The 18,075-nt window shown below is 49.5% G+C and carries 16 protein-coding genes; 9 read left to right on the forward strand and 7 right to left on the reverse strand.

The genetic code is table 11. The annotated features are described in order from the left end of the window. The first annotated feature begins 33 nt into the window (after positions 1–33). Positions 34–1,194, forward strand: coding sequence for a DUF3095 domain-containing protein (locus tag LZD49_RS02305; RefSeq protein WP_234665696.1), 1,161 nt, complete (start codon positions 34–36; stop codon positions 1,192–1,194). Between the two features lie 38 nt (positions 1,195–1,232). Here the strand turns inward: LZD49_RS02305 and LZD49_RS02310 are convergent, their stop codons facing one another. From LZD49_RS02310 to LZD49_RS02330, 5 genes are all read right to left on the reverse strand, one after another. Further along, positions 1,233–2,186 (reverse strand): hypothetical protein, encoded by a 954-nt coding sequence (locus LZD49_RS02310; protein WP_234665697.1) that lies wholly within the window; start codon positions 2,184–2,186, stop codon positions 1,233–1,235. A gap of 71 nt (positions 2,187–2,257) precedes the next feature. Next, positions 2,258–2,794, reverse strand: a complete 537-nt coding sequence (locus LZD49_RS02315) for a cupin domain-containing protein (protein WP_234665698.1) — start codon at positions 2,792–2,794, stop codon at positions 2,258–2,260. Between the two features lie 88 nt (positions 2,795–2,882). Next, the gene (locus LZD49_RS02320) at positions 2,883–3,452 is read right to left on the reverse strand and encodes a Crp/Fnr family transcriptional regulator (RefSeq protein ID WP_234665699.1); all 570 of its coding nucleotides are present in this window, start codon (positions 3,450–3,452) and stop codon (positions 2,883–2,885) included. 14 nt (positions 3,453–3,466) lie between these two features. After that, positions 3,467–4,291 carry a DUF393 domain-containing protein gene (locus LZD49_RS02325; RefSeq protein ID WP_234665700.1) on the reverse strand — a complete coding sequence of 275 codons (825 nt, stop codon included), beginning with the start codon at positions 4,289–4,291 and terminating at the stop codon, positions 3,467–3,469. A 53-nt stretch (positions 4,292–4,344) separates the two neighbouring features. Then, a complete protein-coding gene (locus LZD49_RS02330) occupies positions 4,345–4,851 on the reverse strand; it encodes a GbsR/MarR family transcriptional regulator (protein WP_234665701.1) in 507 nt (168 codons plus the stop codon). Positions 4,852–5,009: 158 nt separating this feature from the next. On the opposite strand from LZD49_RS02330, the gene LZD49_RS02335 reads away from it, so the two are divergent. Beyond that, positions 5,010–6,185 (forward strand): sorbosone dehydrogenase family protein, encoded by a 1,176-nt coding sequence (locus LZD49_RS02335; protein ID WP_234665702.1) that lies wholly within the window; start codon positions 5,010–5,012, stop codon positions 6,183–6,185. 42 nt (positions 6,186–6,227) lie between these two features. On the opposite strand, the gene LZD49_RS02340 is transcribed toward LZD49_RS02335, so the two are convergent. Then, complete coding sequence (locus LZD49_RS02340; protein ID WP_234665703.1) at positions 6,228–8,162, reverse strand: pectinesterase family protein; 1,935 nt, start codon at positions 8,160–8,162, stop codon at positions 6,228–6,230. 118 nt (positions 8,163–8,280) lie between these two features. On the opposite strand from LZD49_RS02340, the gene LZD49_RS02345 reads away from it, so the two are divergent. From LZD49_RS02345 to LZD49_RS02375, 7 genes are all read left to right on the forward strand, one after another. Next, positions 8,281–8,994, forward strand: coding sequence for a CAP domain-containing protein (locus LZD49_RS02345; protein WP_234665704.1), 714 nt, complete (start codon positions 8,281–8,283; stop codon positions 8,992–8,994). Between the two features lie 223 nt (positions 8,995–9,217). After that, complete coding sequence (locus LZD49_RS02350; RefSeq protein WP_255720899.1) at positions 9,218–10,420, forward strand: acyltransferase; 1,203 nt, start codon at positions 9,218–9,220, stop codon at positions 10,418–10,420. Further along, entirely contained in the window at positions 10,417–11,562 is a 1,146-nt protein-coding gene (locus LZD49_RS02355; RefSeq protein WP_234665706.1) for a serine hydrolase, read from the forward strand. The genes LZD49_RS02350 and LZD49_RS02355 overlap by 4 nt, the downstream gene beginning before the upstream one ends. After that, the gene (locus tag LZD49_RS02360; protein ID WP_234665707.1) at positions 11,562–12,125 is read left to right on the forward strand and encodes a Crp/Fnr family transcriptional regulator; all 564 of its coding nucleotides are present in this window, start codon (positions 11,562–11,564) and stop codon (positions 12,123–12,125) included. Before LZD49_RS02355 ends, LZD49_RS02360 begins: the two co-directional genes overlap by 1 nt. Before the next feature lie 87 nt (positions 12,126–12,212). Then, on the forward strand, positions 12,213–12,977 hold the full coding sequence (locus LZD49_RS02365; RefSeq protein WP_234665708.1) for a type 1 glutamine amidotransferase domain-containing protein: 765 nt from the start codon (positions 12,213–12,215) through the stop codon (positions 12,975–12,977). 170 nt (positions 12,978–13,147) lie between these two features. Further along, on the forward strand, positions 13,148–14,638 hold the full coding sequence (locus tag LZD49_RS02370) for a sulfatase-like hydrolase/transferase (RefSeq protein ID WP_234665709.1): 1,491 nt from the start codon (positions 13,148–13,150) through the stop codon (positions 14,636–14,638). A gap of 15 nt (positions 14,639–14,653) precedes the next feature. Continuing rightward, complete coding sequence (locus tag LZD49_RS02375; RefSeq protein ID WP_234665710.1) at positions 14,654–16,435, forward strand: sulfatase-like hydrolase/transferase; 1,782 nt, start codon at positions 14,654–14,656, stop codon at positions 16,433–16,435. Between the two features lie 56 nt (positions 16,436–16,491). Here LZD49_RS02375 and LZD49_RS02380 read toward each other — a convergent pair whose 3' ends face one another. Continuing rightward, positions 16,492–17,940, reverse strand: a complete 1,449-nt coding sequence (locus LZD49_RS02380) for a sulfatase (RefSeq protein ID WP_234665711.1) — start codon at positions 17,938–17,940, stop codon at positions 16,492–16,494. Between the last annotated feature and the right edge of the window lie 135 nt (positions 17,941–18,075).

Below are 18,075 nucleotides of genomic sequence, written 5' to 3' on the forward strand. Positions count from 1 at the left end.
CACCGGTTTCAAACTCGAACTTGCAAGAGAACCATGTCGCTGGCCCCGAACGAACAGTTTTATTCGCGTTTGCCCGCCAACCATATTTCGCTGGGTGAACTGCTTACCGAGGAGCATCTCTTTTATAATGTCCCTGAATCGTGGCATGTAGTGATCACCGATATCAGGAACTCTACCAATGCCGTGAAGGGTGGATTGCACCAGACTGTGAACCTTATTGCGACGGGCAGCATTGTGAGCATTTTAAATATTGCATTCAAATCCGGAGTCGTGGTGCCGTTCTTTTTTGGCGGGGATGGCGCAACTTTCATCGTTCCGCCGACGATCATCGACGCGGCAATGGTGGCGCTGGCCGTATTTCGGAAAAATACCAAGGAAAGCTTTGGACTGGACCTCCGGATCGGGAAGGTCGCGGTGAGCGAAGTTTATGACCAGGGTTATGAACTGAAACTGAGCAAACTGAAATTGTCGGGAATTTTTACGATTCCTGTCGTGCTAGGTGACGGACTTCACTATGCCGAAAAGGTGATCAAAAATGAGCACTACCACTTCGATTATGAGCCCAAACCGGAAGACGTGCTGGATTTCAGCGGAATGCAATGCCGATGGGACAAGATCGGCCCGCCCGAAAATAATCAGGAAGTAGTCACACTGCTGGTGTGTGTACCGGCCGGAAAAAAGCAGTCCGCATTGTTTGCCCGGGTGATAGAACAGATTGATGCGATCTATGGGCCTTACGTCCGTCGCCAGCCTATTTCCGTCCCCCGATTGATCTGGAAGACCACTTTCAAGAAGATGGAAATGGAAATGCAGGTCAAGAAGGGTCGTACGAGCATCCTGGGCATGGCTGCATCGTGGATTGCGTGGTTTTCCGGTTACGTATATTTTCGCACGTCACAGGGCAGGAGTTACCTCAACAGCATGGTCGAAATGTCGGACACGCTGGTCATCGACGGGAAAATTAACACTGTTATCACAGGCACGCCGCGGCAGCGCGAGCAGCTTCAACAGGCCCTTGACGAGCTGGAAGCGGCCGCGCAAATACTGTACGGACTGCACGTTAGCAACGAATCGGTTATGTCGTGCTATGTCCGTGACCTCAAGGAAGGGCATATTCATTTCGTCGACGGAGCCGAGGGTGGCTATACCCAGGCGGCCGGCATGTTGAAACGGAAGTTGCGGGGCGGTGTTTGAATGTTGTTGGTTATATATAGTTGTTTATCGGAAGAGGTTCATTTGGTTGGTTTTGGCAATGTGGCTCCTTTGGTCAGGTCCCATTGCTGGTGGTAGGTTTTGCCTGAGCGGGCTGTTACCCAGATCAACCCGAGTTCCTGGCCGGGGTTGTTGAGCTCCGAAAGAAGCATTTGCCCCCATTCTTTGATCGGGTCTTCCAACTTCCACCAGCCCAGCGTGTTGCTGCCGTTCATACCGTCCTCATCGGCCGGGTAGCCGATCTGAAACGCGCAGGCAGTAGGAGCGAAGCGGTTGGCCCAGGCCGCAAAGCCTTTATTCAGTTCGTCGATCGTGGCTTCTGAAGCGTAATCGACAAAAATAAGATCGCCTTTGCCGCGGTAGGTGGGCGGCATAAAATCGGGGCTGTAATGCCTGATGAACATGCGGTATGCCGGGTTGTGCGATTTGATTTTCTCGTCCCAGATTCTGGCCGCCTCGTCACTGGCCTTTTCGTAATATTCCAGATCGATACCTATTCCGACCACCGAACGATGGTGTTTGAACTTGCCAAGCAACTTGTCTATTTCAGCGGGGACACTCGTTCCGGCTTTTTTCGAAGGGAAAATTTCTAAAAATACCTGCACACCCAGTTTATCCATATAACCCAGATATGCCTCATGCTCCTCATCGGTAAGACCCTTATGCGACGGGATCAAACCCGACATATCACTCACAGCCCAGGTCGACCATGGTTGCGAGCCGGGAAACCGGTTATTGACGTTGAAAATTACCTGCGCAAGTTGCTCCTTCGGCAAATTGATGAACTTCCCGATCTTGATATCTAGCGCCGTAATGCCATCGCCGGCACTGATGCGGGAAGGCTGCCATGCGCCAGTCCATTTGAAAGTGGTTTTGAAAGGTATTACAGGACGTTTTTCAACGCGGAATGCGCATATAACACATATTCCGAGTGCCATTGCCGCAGTGGCAATGGTGTATTTTGAGGTTTTCATAAATAGGGTTTAGGTGAGTGATTGTTTAAATGTAACTAATTTAAGTTGATTAGGTACTGTTGAAGAATCACTCATCCGTTGCCTTCATGATGACCAGGAGCTCCAACCGGTAGCATATTGTCCGCATTCACCGGGAAACTGTCATACTTTTGGTACAATTTGAGATACTTTGCGGCATCGATCACCGGGTCGGTCAATATGGATTGGAGACCACGGAAGAAGCCTTCTCTTTGCTGGCCGGGGTTGAAGATCAGATTAATGATGACTTCGTCGGCAGACTGATTGGAAAATCCGTGCGGCGTCATACGTGGCACGTACACCACGGCTCCCTCGTATGCCTGAATGGGCCCGTCGGCCAGATCTATCGTGAGCGTACCCCGGCGGACAATGAAAGTTTCGTCCATAAACCGGTGGTAATGTAGCTTCGCGCCGATGGTAGAAGGGGCCAGTTTTATTTCATATATACCCAGCTGGTCATTGGATAGGTCGCTGGTCACTTTGAAGGTAATGCTGTTGCCTCCCATGGCCAATAGTTCTCCCTCATTAGGAGCGAACATAATGGCTTTGTTTTCAAGTTGATCGGTCAGGAAATCGGTTTCGTTTTTCATAGCATTTGTCATTGTTTTGATTGGGATATGACAAATGTCGGTCGGGCGCTTGAGGAAAACATTTACAAATGTTGAGACCGTAAAAAATTCACATATCCGCGCGGATGCGACTGAGCTGCGTGGGTGTGATGCCGAGGTACGATGCGATTTCGTGCTGTTTGAGCCGAGGTTCCAGATTGGGATACTCTTTCAAGAAATTGAGATAGCGCTTTTTGGCATTGTCGTGACGAAAGGAGATTTCCAGTGGCTCCTTTTCGATGATCCAGTGCAGTTCCATATAGCGGATATAGAAAGCCGCCAGATCGCGATGCTTTTCGGTAAGGGCTTTGAAATCGTAAAAGTTGTATTCCAGAGTCTCCGTATGTTCAAGCGCCCTAATCGCGAATATGCTCGGTGAATGCGTCAGTAGGGCGGGAACTGAACCGGCGAAATGGTTCTCAGGAAAGAATTTTTTGATGACCATGTCGCCATCCGGTGAGGCATAATATTGGGAGAACAGGCCTTTTACAATGAATGCAATGTTCCGGGGCGTCTGTCCTTCACGGAGGAAATAATCCCCCCTGGCATAGAAATGCGGGCGGAGGAGTTGGGCCAAATCAGCCATTGTTTCTTCCGACAGCATACCATAAGCGCTTAATTTTGCGCGAAGTTGTTCCATCCATCCGTAATTCATCAGATCCCTTTTAACAAAATGGCCAACACAATTAACCGATAGAAAACCCAGCTGGCAGACATCAGATAGCCGAGCCCCAGCAGCTTACATCTGCGCAAATGTTCGAGGAGCATCAGGAAGACGACCGGCATAACGCATAAGCCGTATGTCATAAAACTGAGTTTAAGCCAAACGCCAATTATCAGGAGTGCATAAAGGACAAGCGCGCCGGCGAGTGAGACTGTCATCATGTTTCCGAGGTAATCCCATGCCACGCGACGTCGGTAAGCGAAAATGACGGCACCCTGAAACAGGATTTGTCCGCCGCAGATCAAATACTCCCGCCAAGCCTCGCCGGAAGGAATATAGCCATTCAATAATTTGGTGTAAGCGGTGAGAATGTAGGCGGTGAGTGCCCACGTAAATAGCAGCCAGGCCAGCCGGTACTGAATTTTGAAAGTCGGTTGAAAGCCAAAAGAATCCACCGAAACAGGCGCCGGAACGATCACGCGGCGATTATAAGAAATAAATGCATATGCCTTCCGTGCCAACCATAGCATGGGTTTCCAGCGGAAAAGGAAACCCAATGCTGGCGATGCATTCGCACATACTTTGAGCAGGCTTTCAATGCCGTAGCTCACCTCTCCGGTTGCCCGGTTGATGAGCGCAATTTCATTGACGGCACGCTGCCAATCCAGGTTAGGACAGGCTGCACCGGTAAATTGTTGGTATGATTCGCGCCCATCGGCACCTAGCATGCCGCTTCGCACAAAGGCTCCGGTGTACAGGTTGCACATCGGGCATTCCGCATCGTATAGAATGACATGGTTATGAAGTGTTTTCATAATATGATATATTTTGAATTTTCAGAAAAAATCGAAAGTTTAATTCAAAAATATTACTTGAATAATTTCAGAATGCCGCCCCAAAACCAACTCTCTTCCGCGGTAAGCATCGTTTCGATTGTCTTATCGACATTTTTTGCAAGCTTGTTAATGTCGTTCACCGATTTGTTGAACGTGCTGAATGCAGGGTCGTTGGGATCACCAGTCACTTTCGAAAGTTCATCCAGGATTTTTACGACGGGCTCCAGCTCGCGTTTGCGGCGTTCTTTGGCTACCTGCCTGGCAATGTTCCACACATCCTTGTCGGCGAAGAAGTATTCTTTTCGCTCACCAGGCTTGTGCTGCTTTTCGATCAATCCCCAGCCGATGAGGTCGCGGAGGGTCATGTTGGCGTTGCCACGTGAAATGCTTAAATTTTCCATGATTTCCTCGGTAGTAAGCGGGTCGGGCGAAATCAGCAGCAAGGCATGTACTTGCGCCATGGTGCGGTTAATGCCCCATTCCGAGCCCAGTTTACCCCAGGATTCAATAAATTTCCGTTTTGCTTCTTCAAGTTCCATGCCCAAAGGTAATGATGGAATTAAACTTTCAAAACTTTTTGAAAGTTTAATTATCGACAACTGGACTTTTTGGTGTGGAGTAAATCGGAAAAGCATTTGCCTTGTAAAACCGATGAGCTGCCTTAGGGTGGTCTGTCGTTAACCAAATCCGACAAGCCATGAAAAAGTTCTTCAAGAGCAGTCTTGCAGGCGTTGCTTTACTGATCATTTGCAATGCGTCGAAACCCTTCGAACACTGGCCTCGTGCGGAGCCGGTGAAAGTGGTGGAAGCCTTTCCCAGGCTGCATTTTGATTATCCGGTTGATTTCACCCATGCCAACGACGGCACCAATCGCTTGTTTGTGGTCGAACAGGAGGGGACAATCCGTATTTTTGAAAATGTAGCTTCGGCTGCCTCATCGAAGGAATTTCTCAATATCAAAAAGCTCGTCAGCTATGGCGGGGAGGCTGGTTTACTAGGCCTGGCTTTTCATCCCGATTATAAAAACAATGGTTATTTTTTCCTGAATTACACGACAAAGGTTTCAGGAAAGCTGGAAACTGCTATTGTTCGCTACAAGGTGTCTGAGAATGATCCCAATCGTGCGGATCCTGCCAGTGCAACAGTGCTTTTTACATTTGACCAACCTTTTGACAATCACAATGGCGGGGCGGTCAAATTCGGGAAGGACGGCTATCTCTACGTTTCAACCGGTGACGGTGGAAGCTGGGGTGACCCGAGCAATAACGGGCAAAACAAAAGTGCCTGGCTGGGCAAAATTTTGCGGGTGGATGTGAACAGCAAGACGAAAGGAAATTACGGCATTCCAGCCGATAATCCGTTCGCGGGAAACAAGGAAGGTTTCAGGGAAGAAATTTTTGCCTACGGCCTGCGTAATCCGTGGCGTATCAGTTTCGACGACCCAACCAATACCCTTTGGGCCGGGGATGTGGGCCAAAACAAGCGGGAGGAGATCAATATCATCGTCAAAGGTGGCAATTACGGCTGGCGGTTAAAAGAGAGCATTGATTGTTACAACCCCAAACGCGATTGCGAAACCGCCGGGCTGATCGATCCGGTACTCGATCTCCCGCAGGCCAATGGCGAGCATTCCATCACGGGTGGTTTTGTATACCGCGGAAAGGCGGTGCCGGCATTAGAAGGCAAATATGTTTTCGGCGATTATGTGAGCGGTCGGCTTTTTGCGCTGGAAACCAAGAATGGGAAGGCCGTGCAAAACAGCATTATCGCAGAAGGCGTGGGGCAAATATCCGCCTTCGGAACGGATGCCTCGGATGAGCTTTATATCTGCAATTATACCACGGGAAAGATCATGAAACTGGCTAAACCATAATGCATTAGTCGATAACGGAATTGCCCGTCACGGCTGATCTTGTTATTTGGCCGCGGTAGCGGATGTTTGGGTCAAGACCTTTTTCAAGAAACGCGAAACGGTTGCCAGGGTAGGTTCAAACCAGGGGTCGAAGAACATGAAAGTATGCGGTGCGTCGGGAAATGTATGCACTTCGCTGTATGTACCGAATGCATTCAGTTTTTTGATAAAATCTTCCCGTCCGGCATGCATCCGATCCACTGAGCTGTTGATGAACAGATAGGGAGGCGTTTGGGCGCTCACGTGTGTAAGCGGTGATGCCTCGTTCCAAAGATCGGGGCGTTCCGATTTGGGATAGCCAAACCAGTAAGTGGCAGCCGAAATCGATTTGGAATCGTTACCCTCGCCCGATTCCGGATGGATGAATGCGAGTATTCCGTCGATGTCGATCACGGCTTTTACGCTGCTTGACACCTCTTTTTGACCCGTTATGCCTTCAAATTTTGGGATGCCGTTGGTAGCGCCGATCAATGCGGCAAGTTCGCCACCGGCTGAGAATCCGAGAATGGCGATGCGGGCGGTATCGATGTCGTACGCACTACTCTGGGTCCTCATCCAGCGCAATGCAGCTTTCAGGTCGTGAACAGCGGCCGGGTAGAGGGCGTGGGTGGATAGGCTGTAATCGGCGGTAATGCAAACATATCCCTTGGCTGCGAGCTTGCGTGCGAGTGTGTTGTTATGCGTGCGGTCACCCGAGCGCCAGCCCCCGCCGTGCACCATCAGTACAGCGGGGTAGCGCGTCCTGCTTTTTCTCTTTGGTTTGTAAACGTCCAGTATCAGAGGCCTCCCCGTAGGCGTAACGCGGTATGTAACATTCCGGATCAGCTGCACCGGGCCGGGCATTGTGGAATCGGCGATCTGGATATTGGGATGCTGTCCGACCTCGTGCCGATACGAACCTTTGACGGAAAAACTGGTGTCGGCAACACCGGATGGCTGCAAACGCAGCTGTTGGCCTGGTACCCAGCCCGACAGGATATTGGACAGTGTATATTTTTCCCTATCCTGCGAAGTGAGCTGTTTCGACCATCCCACCCGCGCTGCCGCATTTGCGCCTGCACCGGTACTGTTGTATTCAGCATAGAATGCGGTCTTTTCCTTGTCGGGAAACATATTGTCGCCTTTCCACGGATCCCAACCATCCTTCACAATATGCCCGCCCATTTCGGTGTCGATGAAGACAGTTTTGGCAAAAGGCCGCCACGGCCGGCCGAGATATACTTCAGTCGCCTCGGCGGTGGCTGTCAGTTTGCAATTGAGAAAGACGTAACCATAATCCTGCTCTTTGGTCGTGGATGCTGCGGTAATGTAGGAATTGGCAAGGCTCTCGATCGTGCAGTTCAAGAAAAGGGCCGTAGCCTCGCCGAAAATGAAGTCTGTGGTGCCGTTAATGAAGCAGTCTTTGAAGAAGTTTCTGCCGTCCTTAGAGGTGTATAATGTATCCTGGTTGCCTAAAATGCGACAGTTGTAAACTTCAATCCTATCGCCTTCGGTTGCCAGTGCCACTGCCTGGCCGACTTTCCCGGCCCTATTTTCGATGGTGAGATTTTGAAGCGTACAATCATTGGCCTGCACGAGCACCGTATAGGAAGTGTAGGTGCTGAATTTTGCATTGCCAGTAAAATCTTGATTCGGGAAATCCTTGCCGGAATAATCACGGTGGGTAATGATGGTCCGCTCAGGGCTCTCGCCGGTCAGCGTGATGTTCTTTTTCCAGGCGGGTATCACGAGTTTTTCATGATAGGTGCCATTTTTCACGCTTATCGTAGCACGGATCTGTGAATGGTCACGTACGGCGTTGACGGCCTCCTGGATGCTTTTAAAATCGCCGCTTCCATCCTGGGCCACGATAAAGTGTTGTTCAATTGCCTGAACCTGTGCCTGGGCATAAAAATGAATTAGTAACCAGCCAAGCAGCAGACCGATTTTTTTTGACATAAAGTTCAACGGGTTTGCTTTTTAAACACAGTCAGGAAATGGGTAGGGGCACCGCAAAAAAATGTGATATATCTATCAGTGACAAATTTTCGAATGCGTTATTTTATGCTTATTTTTCATGTGTATTGTTATAAATGATGCGGAGTCGTTTAGCAACGCCATGGAAACCCTGATCGTTTTTGTTATCTATTGGTATTCGCAATTATGCCTGGACCTTCACAAAAAGCAGTATTATAGCTTGGAGGAGAGCCGTTTTTTCGCATTGCCGAAGTCGGAGCAATTAATCCCGCTGAATAATCCGGACACGCTTTTTCTCGATGCAGCCGTCTTTCATGCGAGTAATGAGGTGCGGAGGAAATACGGATTGCCCGCGTTCCGGTATGACCCCGGTTTGTATCTGGCATCGTCGGGGCATGCTACTTCAATGGTGTACCGTACGTTTTTCAACCACACTAACCCTTACAGTCCGTATGAGCGCACGGCGCAACGGCGTGTGGAACTGTACACGAAGCGTTTCATACGGATCGGAGAAAATATCGGTAAATATCAGACCCTTGTAAGCGGTGATTATATGGTGGCCCGCTGGAAACGTCAGGAGAACGAATTTGAGTTCTTAAATGAAAGCGATCGCCGACCTTGCGTACCTTTTACGTATGCCGCATATGCGAGGTTTGTAGTGGAGCAATGGATGGCGTCGCCACCGCATAGAAGTAACCTGATGAACCCTGCGTACGTCTATCTCGGATGCGCCGCCAGGTTATCACCCGAACCCTTCAAACATAAAAAAGTGCCCTACGCAAGCCTCGTCCAGAACTTTGGCGGAGAACAGTGACGACTGCCGCAACAGTTTTTGCGAATTGGGTGTCTCTCTAATAAAATGCACCGATCGACAAATTAATTATGCACTAAGTGGCGGAACCCCGTGATCAACTCCGTTATAGGTTTTAGTTTTCTCGGCATCAATCCCTTTTTTGTTTATTACTTTTAATGAGTTTTTTAATTTTTGTTGACTACTGTCAAACGTTTCGAGATAAACTTAAACATCCTTCTAGTAGATGATTGGAAATTTTACAAAAGCCAGGAATAAAGCTCCCGGGAAGATTGACCGTATTTTTGGATTGGACTTGATGCGGGCCTGTTCAATCCTGATGGTTTTCCTTTCTCATTCCACGCCATTGAACCCCTTTTCCGATTACTTCCCATTTGGCTGGCTAGGAATGGGTGTAGAAGCTTTTTTCGTCCTGAGCGGTTTCCTCATCGGCCGGATCATTTTGCGTACGGTATTGCAGCCGGGGATTAATTGGGAAGCCGTAAAAATCTTTTGGGTGAACCGCTGGCTGCGCACGCTGCCGGCTTATTGGGTAGCACTCGCAGCTTACTACTACTTTTATTCGGATATGCGCAACATTATTTTCTATGTCTTTTTTGCGCAAAATCTTCTCACGCCCGCCCAGGGCTTTTTTCCGCATTCGTGGAGCCTCGCCGTGGAAGAGTGGTTTTATCTCACTTTCCCGATTGCCTTGTTGGCTATCGCAGCAATATTGGGCAGCAAGGCGAGCCGCTACCGCATCTACCTGACGACCGTCGTGGTCTTCCTGGTCGTTGGTCTGATTACCAAGTCCGTCTATCATTGGATGTACCAGCACGACCTGTTTACGCATTTACTGAGTAAAAAACTGCTGATGCCCAGTTGGAAAATGTTCGTTCCGCCTTCGGGCGAATGGGACGGTATGCGCAAGATGGTGATGTTCCGCATCGACGCCATTGCATACGGATGTTTTGTAGCTTACATTCTGGAAAGGTACGATCTGTCACACAAGGTTCGCGTTTGGCTCTTGGCTCTGGGTGGAATGCTCCTGTTATTGTGTTTCCAGATTGTAGAACATACGATTGCCGGAGGTAAGATAAATTATTTTGTAGACGTGCTGTTACTTCCTCTCTTTTGCCTCACCTTTGCGCTGATGTTGCCATATGCGATTTCCTGCCCGCGCCCGGGGGACTGGCTGGTGAGAATTGTGACAAGTATTAGCCAGACCTCCTATTCGTTCTACCTGATGCATTTCCTGGTATTAGAATTGTTCATCAAATGGTATGAAGCAAACCCGGCCACCGTTTCCGGCCTGCAGGGAGCAATATTTTTGGGGATATATATTTTTATTTATTTAATAGCTTATTTCATGTACAAATTCGTAGAATTGCCGTTTATGAATTACAGAAAAAAACTATTTCCTAATTCTGTGCACGTTAGCAGATCATGAGACAATTGTTTACCACGCTGTTTGTTCTTACTACGGTTTTTTCTTGCGGACAAAAAAATACGCCTCAGCCATTGCCCGACGATCCTAACGACGGAGTCGATACCGGGTGTACCACTTGTATAGGCAAAGCTACGGAACTGGACTCTACACCTATTCCCATTGCGGACCGCGATATCAGGAGTATATTTTTTAAAGACGGTCAGGCTGGAAATTTGCCAGATGTTTCGCCTTTGAAGTATTGGAACCGGCTCGAATTCTATAAATTCCTGAGATCGCATGCGAAGGATTATGATAACGACCTGATGGTATACATCGGTCGCCGGGATACAACAGAATACTGTTTCAGGCAGGGCCAATACAATGCGGATACCAAGTTGCCGATCATGTCGGCATCCAAAGCCGTGACGGCTTCCGTGATCATGAGCATTATCGAATCGGGTAAGCTGAAACTCGACGATAAGGTGAGTAAGTACGTACCTTCCTTCAATAATGAGAAAAAGGACATTACCCTCCGGCAACTCATGTCGCACACCTCGGGTATTGTGGTAGAATCCCGTTTCGATAGTCGCAGCGACCTGACGCTCGCACAGAATGTCGACAGTATCGCGCTTCGTACCGCACTGCTTTTTACTCCCGGCAAGCAGGCGCTTTATGGAAGTGTGGCCTTTGCCGTCGCCTCCCGCATGGCCGAGGTGGTCGAAAAGAAACCCTGGGCACAGATCTTCCAGGAACGGATCGGCTCCAAAGTGGGTATGAAGGACGTCGTATACAGCCCCAACCATCCGGCCAATCCCGAGACAGGTTATGGGATCGTTTGTTCGATGAACGAATACCTGCGTTTTCTGACGATGATTTATAACAAAGGAACTTACAACGGCGTACGCGTGCTGAAAGAGGAGTCGATCGCCCTCATGGAGCAGGATAACACCAATAAGGTAGATCCGACTTACGGGCTGGGGCTTTTCAGATATGAAATCCAGAACGGCGTCGCCACGGAGGTTGCATGCCTGAGCGCAAAAGGTATTCATGCATGGATCAACCGATCTAAAAATTACTATGGTCTGATATTCACCCAGGCAGGTTTCGAGAAAACGATATTGACCAACCTGGCTTTCCGCGATTTGGTAAGGCAGAAACTGTGATGGTCGCGAGCCTCGAAGCGCATTTTGCCAGGCTGATTTCACTCACGCCGGCAGAACTTGAATATGTCAGCTCCCATTTCACGCTCCGCAAATTCCGGAAACATCAATTTCTTGTCCAGCAGGGTTCGCGGGTGATCAACGACTTTTTTGTTGTCAAAGGCTTGCTGAAATCATCCTTCGTCAATGATCAGGGGAAGGAGCACATTTTGCAACTGGCGATGGAAGACTGGTGGGTTTCCGACTATCAGGCTTATTTCAACCAAACCGACGCTACACTCGATATTACCTGCATTGAGGATGTGGAGGTGCTCTGCCTGCCGTTGGCCAGCCGTGAGCGACTTTGCAGCGAACTCCATCAGATCGAACATTTTTTCAGAAAAAAATCTAATGCAGGCTACATTGCCCTTCAAAGGCGTATCCTTTCGTTTATGAACCAAAGCGCAGCCGAACGCTACAATGAGCTGCTGCAAATGTATCCCGCGCTGGCGCAACGCGTACCCAAAACCGTACTGGCATCCTACCTGGGCGTATCGCGCGAAACGCTCAGTCGCCTGTCTTCCTAGTGTGACATACATCACACCAAATTGGTGATGTAGTTCCTGTCGCTTCCGGTGTCACCGCTGCAATTTTGCATGGTCAAAACAATTCAAATGAACATGGCAAATGCATTGGTAAAACTGGCATTCGCAGCCGCTGTGATAGGTTCATACAGCGAGGCGAACGCTCAAAATGGACAAAAAATGGAAAAGAAAATTCTCTTCGTGGTGACCAGCCACGACACGAAAGGCAATACCGGACAGCCTACCGGCTATTATCTCGGTGAAGTGTCACATCCCTGGGACGTGCTCACGGAAGCTGGGTATGAGATCGATTTTGTAAGCCCAAAAGGAGGGAAGGCGCCCGTGGACGGTTTCGACCTCACTGACCCTGTCAACAAGAAGTTCTGGGAAGATGCGTCGGCCCGCGGGAAAGTGGAAAATACTATGACGCCGGACGCTGTAAACCCGGACGAGTATCGCGCGATCTTCTACGCAGGTGGCCACGGCGCCATGTGGGATTTGGCCGATAACGAAAAACTGGCGGCCATAGCAACCAAGATTTACGAAAAGAACGGCGTTGTAGGCGCTGTTTGCCACGGCCCGGCCGGTTTAGTGAATATTAAGCTCTCCGATGGCAGTTATTTGGTGAATGGCAAGAAAGTAAATGCGTTTACCAATGAGGAAGAGGCTGCGGTGGAAATGGAAAAGGTGGTACCATTTGCCCTCGAATCCAAACTGATCGAACGCGGTGTGAGATTTGAGAAGTCGGCACCCTGGCATACCCATGTTGTAAGCGACGAGCGGCTGGTTACCGGTCAAAACCCGCAATCGGCCAAAGCCGTGGGTGAGGCTATGCTTGAAATTTTGGGTAAATAAATTCTTACTTGAAAAAGAAACCGGCATTCAGGATTGTGACAGATCGGAATGCCGGTTTTTGTTTTAATGCCGCCAACGTTGCGATTTTCTTGTGAAATCTATTAATACTGTGGGATAGGTATGTAAATTGGCTGTCCCGCTTTTTCGTAAAATATTTAACAAGATCCGCTTTGAGAAGTTTTACAGGTCTGCGTTGGTTGTGGCTTATTACGCTGGCTGCGCCGTTGTTTATCCAATATATACCTGAAAAGCAGGCCCCCGAAAAACCTGCCGCAAAACCCAATATCCTTTTCATTTTCGCCGACGATCAGCGCGCCGATGCGCTTGGAATAGCAGGGAATGCGGTAGTGAAAACACCGAATATTGACCAGTTGGCAAGGTCGGGAACGCGGTTCGCGAACTGCTATGTCATGGGCGGGCACCATGGCGCCATTTGTGCACCCAGCCGGGCGATGCTTATGAGTGGCAGGAGCCTTTTCCATGTGTATGACGTGCTGGACGGCGTCCGCACCATGCCGCAGCACTTTGCCGAAAAGGGTTATGAAACCTTCGGAACTGGCAAGTGGCACAACGGGGCACAGGCATTCGAGGCTTCATTTCAAAAGGGTAAGGCAGTCATGTTGGGTGGCATGAGCGATCATTTTCAGGTGCCTGTACGGGATTTGGAGGCAAATGGGAAATTAGGCAAACCAGAGACAAAAGGCTTTTCAACTGATATTTTTACAGAAGCAGCCCTTTCCTATCTCGATGAATATGCCAAAGGCAAAAAGTCGAACCCTTTCTTCTGTTACATTGCCTACACCGCGCCCCACGACCCGCGCTCACCGAGGGAGGATTACATCGGCAAATATCCAGAAAAGGACATTCCACTCCCTGCGAACTTTAAGCCGGTGCACCCGTTCGACTACGGCGAGGCGCAGGTAAGGGACGAAAACCTGGCGCCATGGCCCCGCACGCCGGAAATTATCAAAGCAACATTATCGGACTACTATGGCCTGATCAGCCATTTGGATGCACGTGTGGGCGACCTCATTCAGTCGCTGAAATCAAAGGGGCTTTATGAAAATACGATCATTGTTTATGCGGCGGATAACGGACTGGCCGTGGGGAGCCATGGTTTGCTGGGAAAGCAGAGCCTGTATGAGCACAGTATGAAAGTACCATTTATCATTACCGGTCCGGGTATTCCCAAAAGTAAGGTGTCTGATGCGCTCGTATATCTCTACGATATCTTTCCGACATTGACGTCGGTCGCAGGCCTGCCCAAACCCGACGCCGTGGATGGCAAAAGCCTTGCCGAAGTGCTCAACGGAAAGGCGAATGGCGTGCGGGAGAGCAGTTTTACCGCATATCGGAACCTGATCCGGGCCGTTCGCGACCAGGAATGGAAGCTGATCCGCTATCCGAACCGCGACTATACCCAGCTTTTTAACCTGAAAAAGGACCCGTTTGAGCTGGAAAATCTCGCAGGCAAGCCAGCATACCAACAGAAGGAAGAAAGCTTGAAAAAGCTTTTGATCCAGTGGCAGGAGCAAACCGGCGATACGGTGGCCTACACGGCCAAAACGATCCTTCCGATGAAATATGAGCCCGAAAAGTTTGAAAGGACGATGGATAAGAACCAACCGAAATATACGCAGGATCGGTATTATAAGAAGTGACCTTACATGAGCAGCATGAAAAATTCGAGATATACGGTGGCGGTATTGTTTGTGGTGTTATTCAAAGCAATGCTGTTCCATGAAAGCGCCAATGCACAAACCCGGCCTAATATCGTTCTCATACTGGCCGACGACCAAGGCTGGGGTGATTTGAGCATTAACGGCAACACAAATGTCCGGACGCCCCATATCGATAAAATCGGGAAGGAGGGAGCAAGATTCGACAGGTTCTATGTGTCGCCCTTGTGTGCGCCGACCCGTGCGGGACTGCTTACCGGTCGTTACCATTATCGCGCGGGCGTTTGGGGTGTCTCCAATTCGAGGGAGTTTATGAACCTCAACGAGGCGACCCTGGCAGATTTACTCAAAAAGGCGGGTTATGCGACAGGCTGTTTTGGCAAATGGCACAATGGTAGTCAATATCCCTACCATCCCAACGGACGCGGGTTTGATGAGTTCTACGGAATGCTGAGCGGGCATTATGCCAATTACTTCAATACAACCGTCGACTATAATGGTGAGCCGGTGAAAAGTAAAGGATATATTACCGATGACCTGACGGACAAGGCCATCGATTTTATTGAAAAGAGTCGGAAGGCAAACAAGCCATTTCTCTGCTATTTGCCTTACAATACCCCACATTCCCCCTTCCAGGTCCCCGATGAAAATTACAACCGCGTAAAAGCGAGAGGGATCCGGCAGTTAAGCCATAACAAAGGCGAAGAAGATGAAGAGACGACTATCAGCGCACTGGCTATGTCCGAAAACATCGACGACAATGTTGGCCGTGTTCTGAAAAAGCTCGACGAACTGCAATTAACCAGCAACACGATCGTCATTTACCTAAGTGACAACGGCCCAAATTCGTGGCGTTGGAATGGTGATATGAAGGGGCGGAAGGGTGTTAATGGCGAAGGCGGCGTCCGCGTGCCGTTCCTGATCCGCTGGCCTGGCATGATTCCCGCAGGCAAGCTCGTAAAAGGCAATGCCGCATACATCGACTTGCTTCCTACATTGACCGAGCTGGCAGGCGTTTCAACACCCAAAGGAGGCAAGCCACTGGACGGTATTAGCCTTAAACCAGCACTACTAGGTGCCACCTCTGAAGTGCCGGAGCGGCTGTTATTTTTATCCATTAACAAAAATAACAGTGTAAGAAAAGGGCACTTTCTTTATCAGAACAATGCTTTATACGACCTTGCTGCGGATTCTACCCAGCAAACAAACATCGCGTCGAAACATCCGGCTGTGACCGACAGCCTTCGCACGGCATTTGACAAGTGGTACGCCGAAGTCTATAAAAACATTGATTCAGCACGTTCTATTCCAGTTGGTTATCGCCAATTTCCCAAAACCGTACTCCCGTCTCAGGATGCGATTTTGCACCCTTCGTCCAACGGCACACTTTCATACAGCGCCTCCGCTCCCAATTCGTCCTGGATTGCCAATTGGGCGGATACGGTGTCCTACGCGAGCTGGCATGTCGATGTGCATACACCAGGAAAATACCAGGTGAATGTGCGCTACACAAGTCCGGAATCAGGTGACACCTTCATAATTACGCTCGGTAAGAGCCATATTTCAGGAACAATTTCCGAGGCTTTTGATCCACCGTTGATACCCAGCCCAGACCGCGTGAAAAGAACGGCAGAATCTTATGAGAAGGAATTCAGGACGATGAAGGTGGGAGAATTGCAATTGTCAAAGGGCAAGGGCGAGCTGAAATTGATTGCCAGGAAGCTCATGGCCGATAAGTTTGCCGATATTGGGGCAGTGGAGCTGGTACTTTTGAAGTAGCCTTTATTACTTTTATTTTGCTGACATTCGAGTATTTTAAAGCAACCTTAGCAACCCTAAAACGGCCCCTTCAGATTAATCCTGTCGGCGTTTTTCGCCGCCCCCGGCATTTCGCCGCGCTTGTTGATGGCGGGTAATGCTTTGCCGGTTTCGCGGTCGTACCAATCGGGGGTGAGGTTTTCTGGGACGGTGTCGCCGGTTTCAGTTTGCCATTGCGCGAGGACTTTTCTGAGGGTCTGGATTTGACTGGCGTAAGTCTGGTCGCTCATGAGGTTGGTGACTTGCGAAGGGTCTTTGAAATTGTCGAAAAATTCTTCTGATGGCCTTGGCGTCTTGAATGCATCTTCTTGTAACGGGGTAAGCTTGCCGGTCCTTCTGGCCGTTTTTAATGCTTTGGCGGACGGGCTTTGATTGGCATCGATAGGGCCACCATTGTCCAGTTGAGGTCTTTTATTAATGATATACAGAAAGTCCTTGGTACGTACCGCACGCTCGTAAGCTTCGTAGTCGTGCCAGTTGTGTTCTGCAAAAATGTATTTCCTGAATTCTTTTGAAGGGTCTTTGAATAGCGCAGCGAAACTTCTTCCCTGAAACGTCGGGCCGGCATCGACACCCGCGACCGCGAGTAACGTCGGTGCAATGTCAATAGCGCTGATGAGGCTCTGGCATGTTTGTCCGGCCCCGATCCCGGCCGGCCATTTGACAAGGAACGGCGTCTTAATGCCTGCGTCGGTCAGCCGTGTTTTGCTGCCCGGGAACGGCCGCCCATTATCGGCGGTAAAGATGATCAGCGTATTTTCGGAAAGGCCCTGTGCGGCGAGCTCCTTTTCGAGCAGGCCCACATAATGGTCGAGGCGGGCGATTTCGTTGTAATAGGCCACCAGGTCTTGCCGGGTTTCGGACATATCCACGAGTGTAGGAGGTACATCCACGTCGCGGGCCGGATCGTGCTGTGGGCCATTGGTGGTTGCCGACCACGGCCGGTGCGCATCATAAGGTGAGAGCCAAAAAAAGAATGGTTTGTCTTTTGGTCTGGTTTTCAATAGGTTAATCCACTGTTCTTCGCCACCTTCTCCATTTAGCTTCTGGCTCACAAGCAATGTATCGTAGGCACGTTTCGTAACCGGCCCTTCATGCCATTTTCCCGCCAGTGCAGTGAAGTAACCTTTCTGACGCAGCATTTCGGGAAAGAATTTCAAATGCGACGGGAGGGGTGAATGCAGCTCTGCGGCACCGGTGTTGTGTGGATAACGCCCAGTGAGAATGCTCGTCCGGCTGGGGCTGCAAGAGCTGGCTGTCAGGAACATATTGGTGAATTTAATGCCCTCGAGCGCAAGCTTGTTCAGGTTGGGGGTCTTCACTTTTCCGTTTCCATATGCGCCGATATCGTCCCAGCTGATGTCGTCGCCGATGATGAATATGATGTTGACCGGCTGTGCCGCGCGCACGTTGGCCATGACGGCGAACAGGAATAAAGAAATCAGAAGGAAGAAGCGCCGCTCCATATTTTATAAAGATTTATCCTAAAAAGTCCAATACGCTCACAAAAAGCCATTTATCTGTTAATATTTCAAAAAAAGTCGGGAAAAATTTGCGTAGTTAAATGACTACATATAAATTAGTAGTCAAATAACTACGCA

It is taken from the genome of Dyadobacter sp. CY261 (assembly GCF_021440085.1).
Taxonomy (GTDB): domain Bacteria; phylum Bacteroidota; class Bacteroidia; order Cytophagales; family Spirosomataceae; genus Dyadobacter.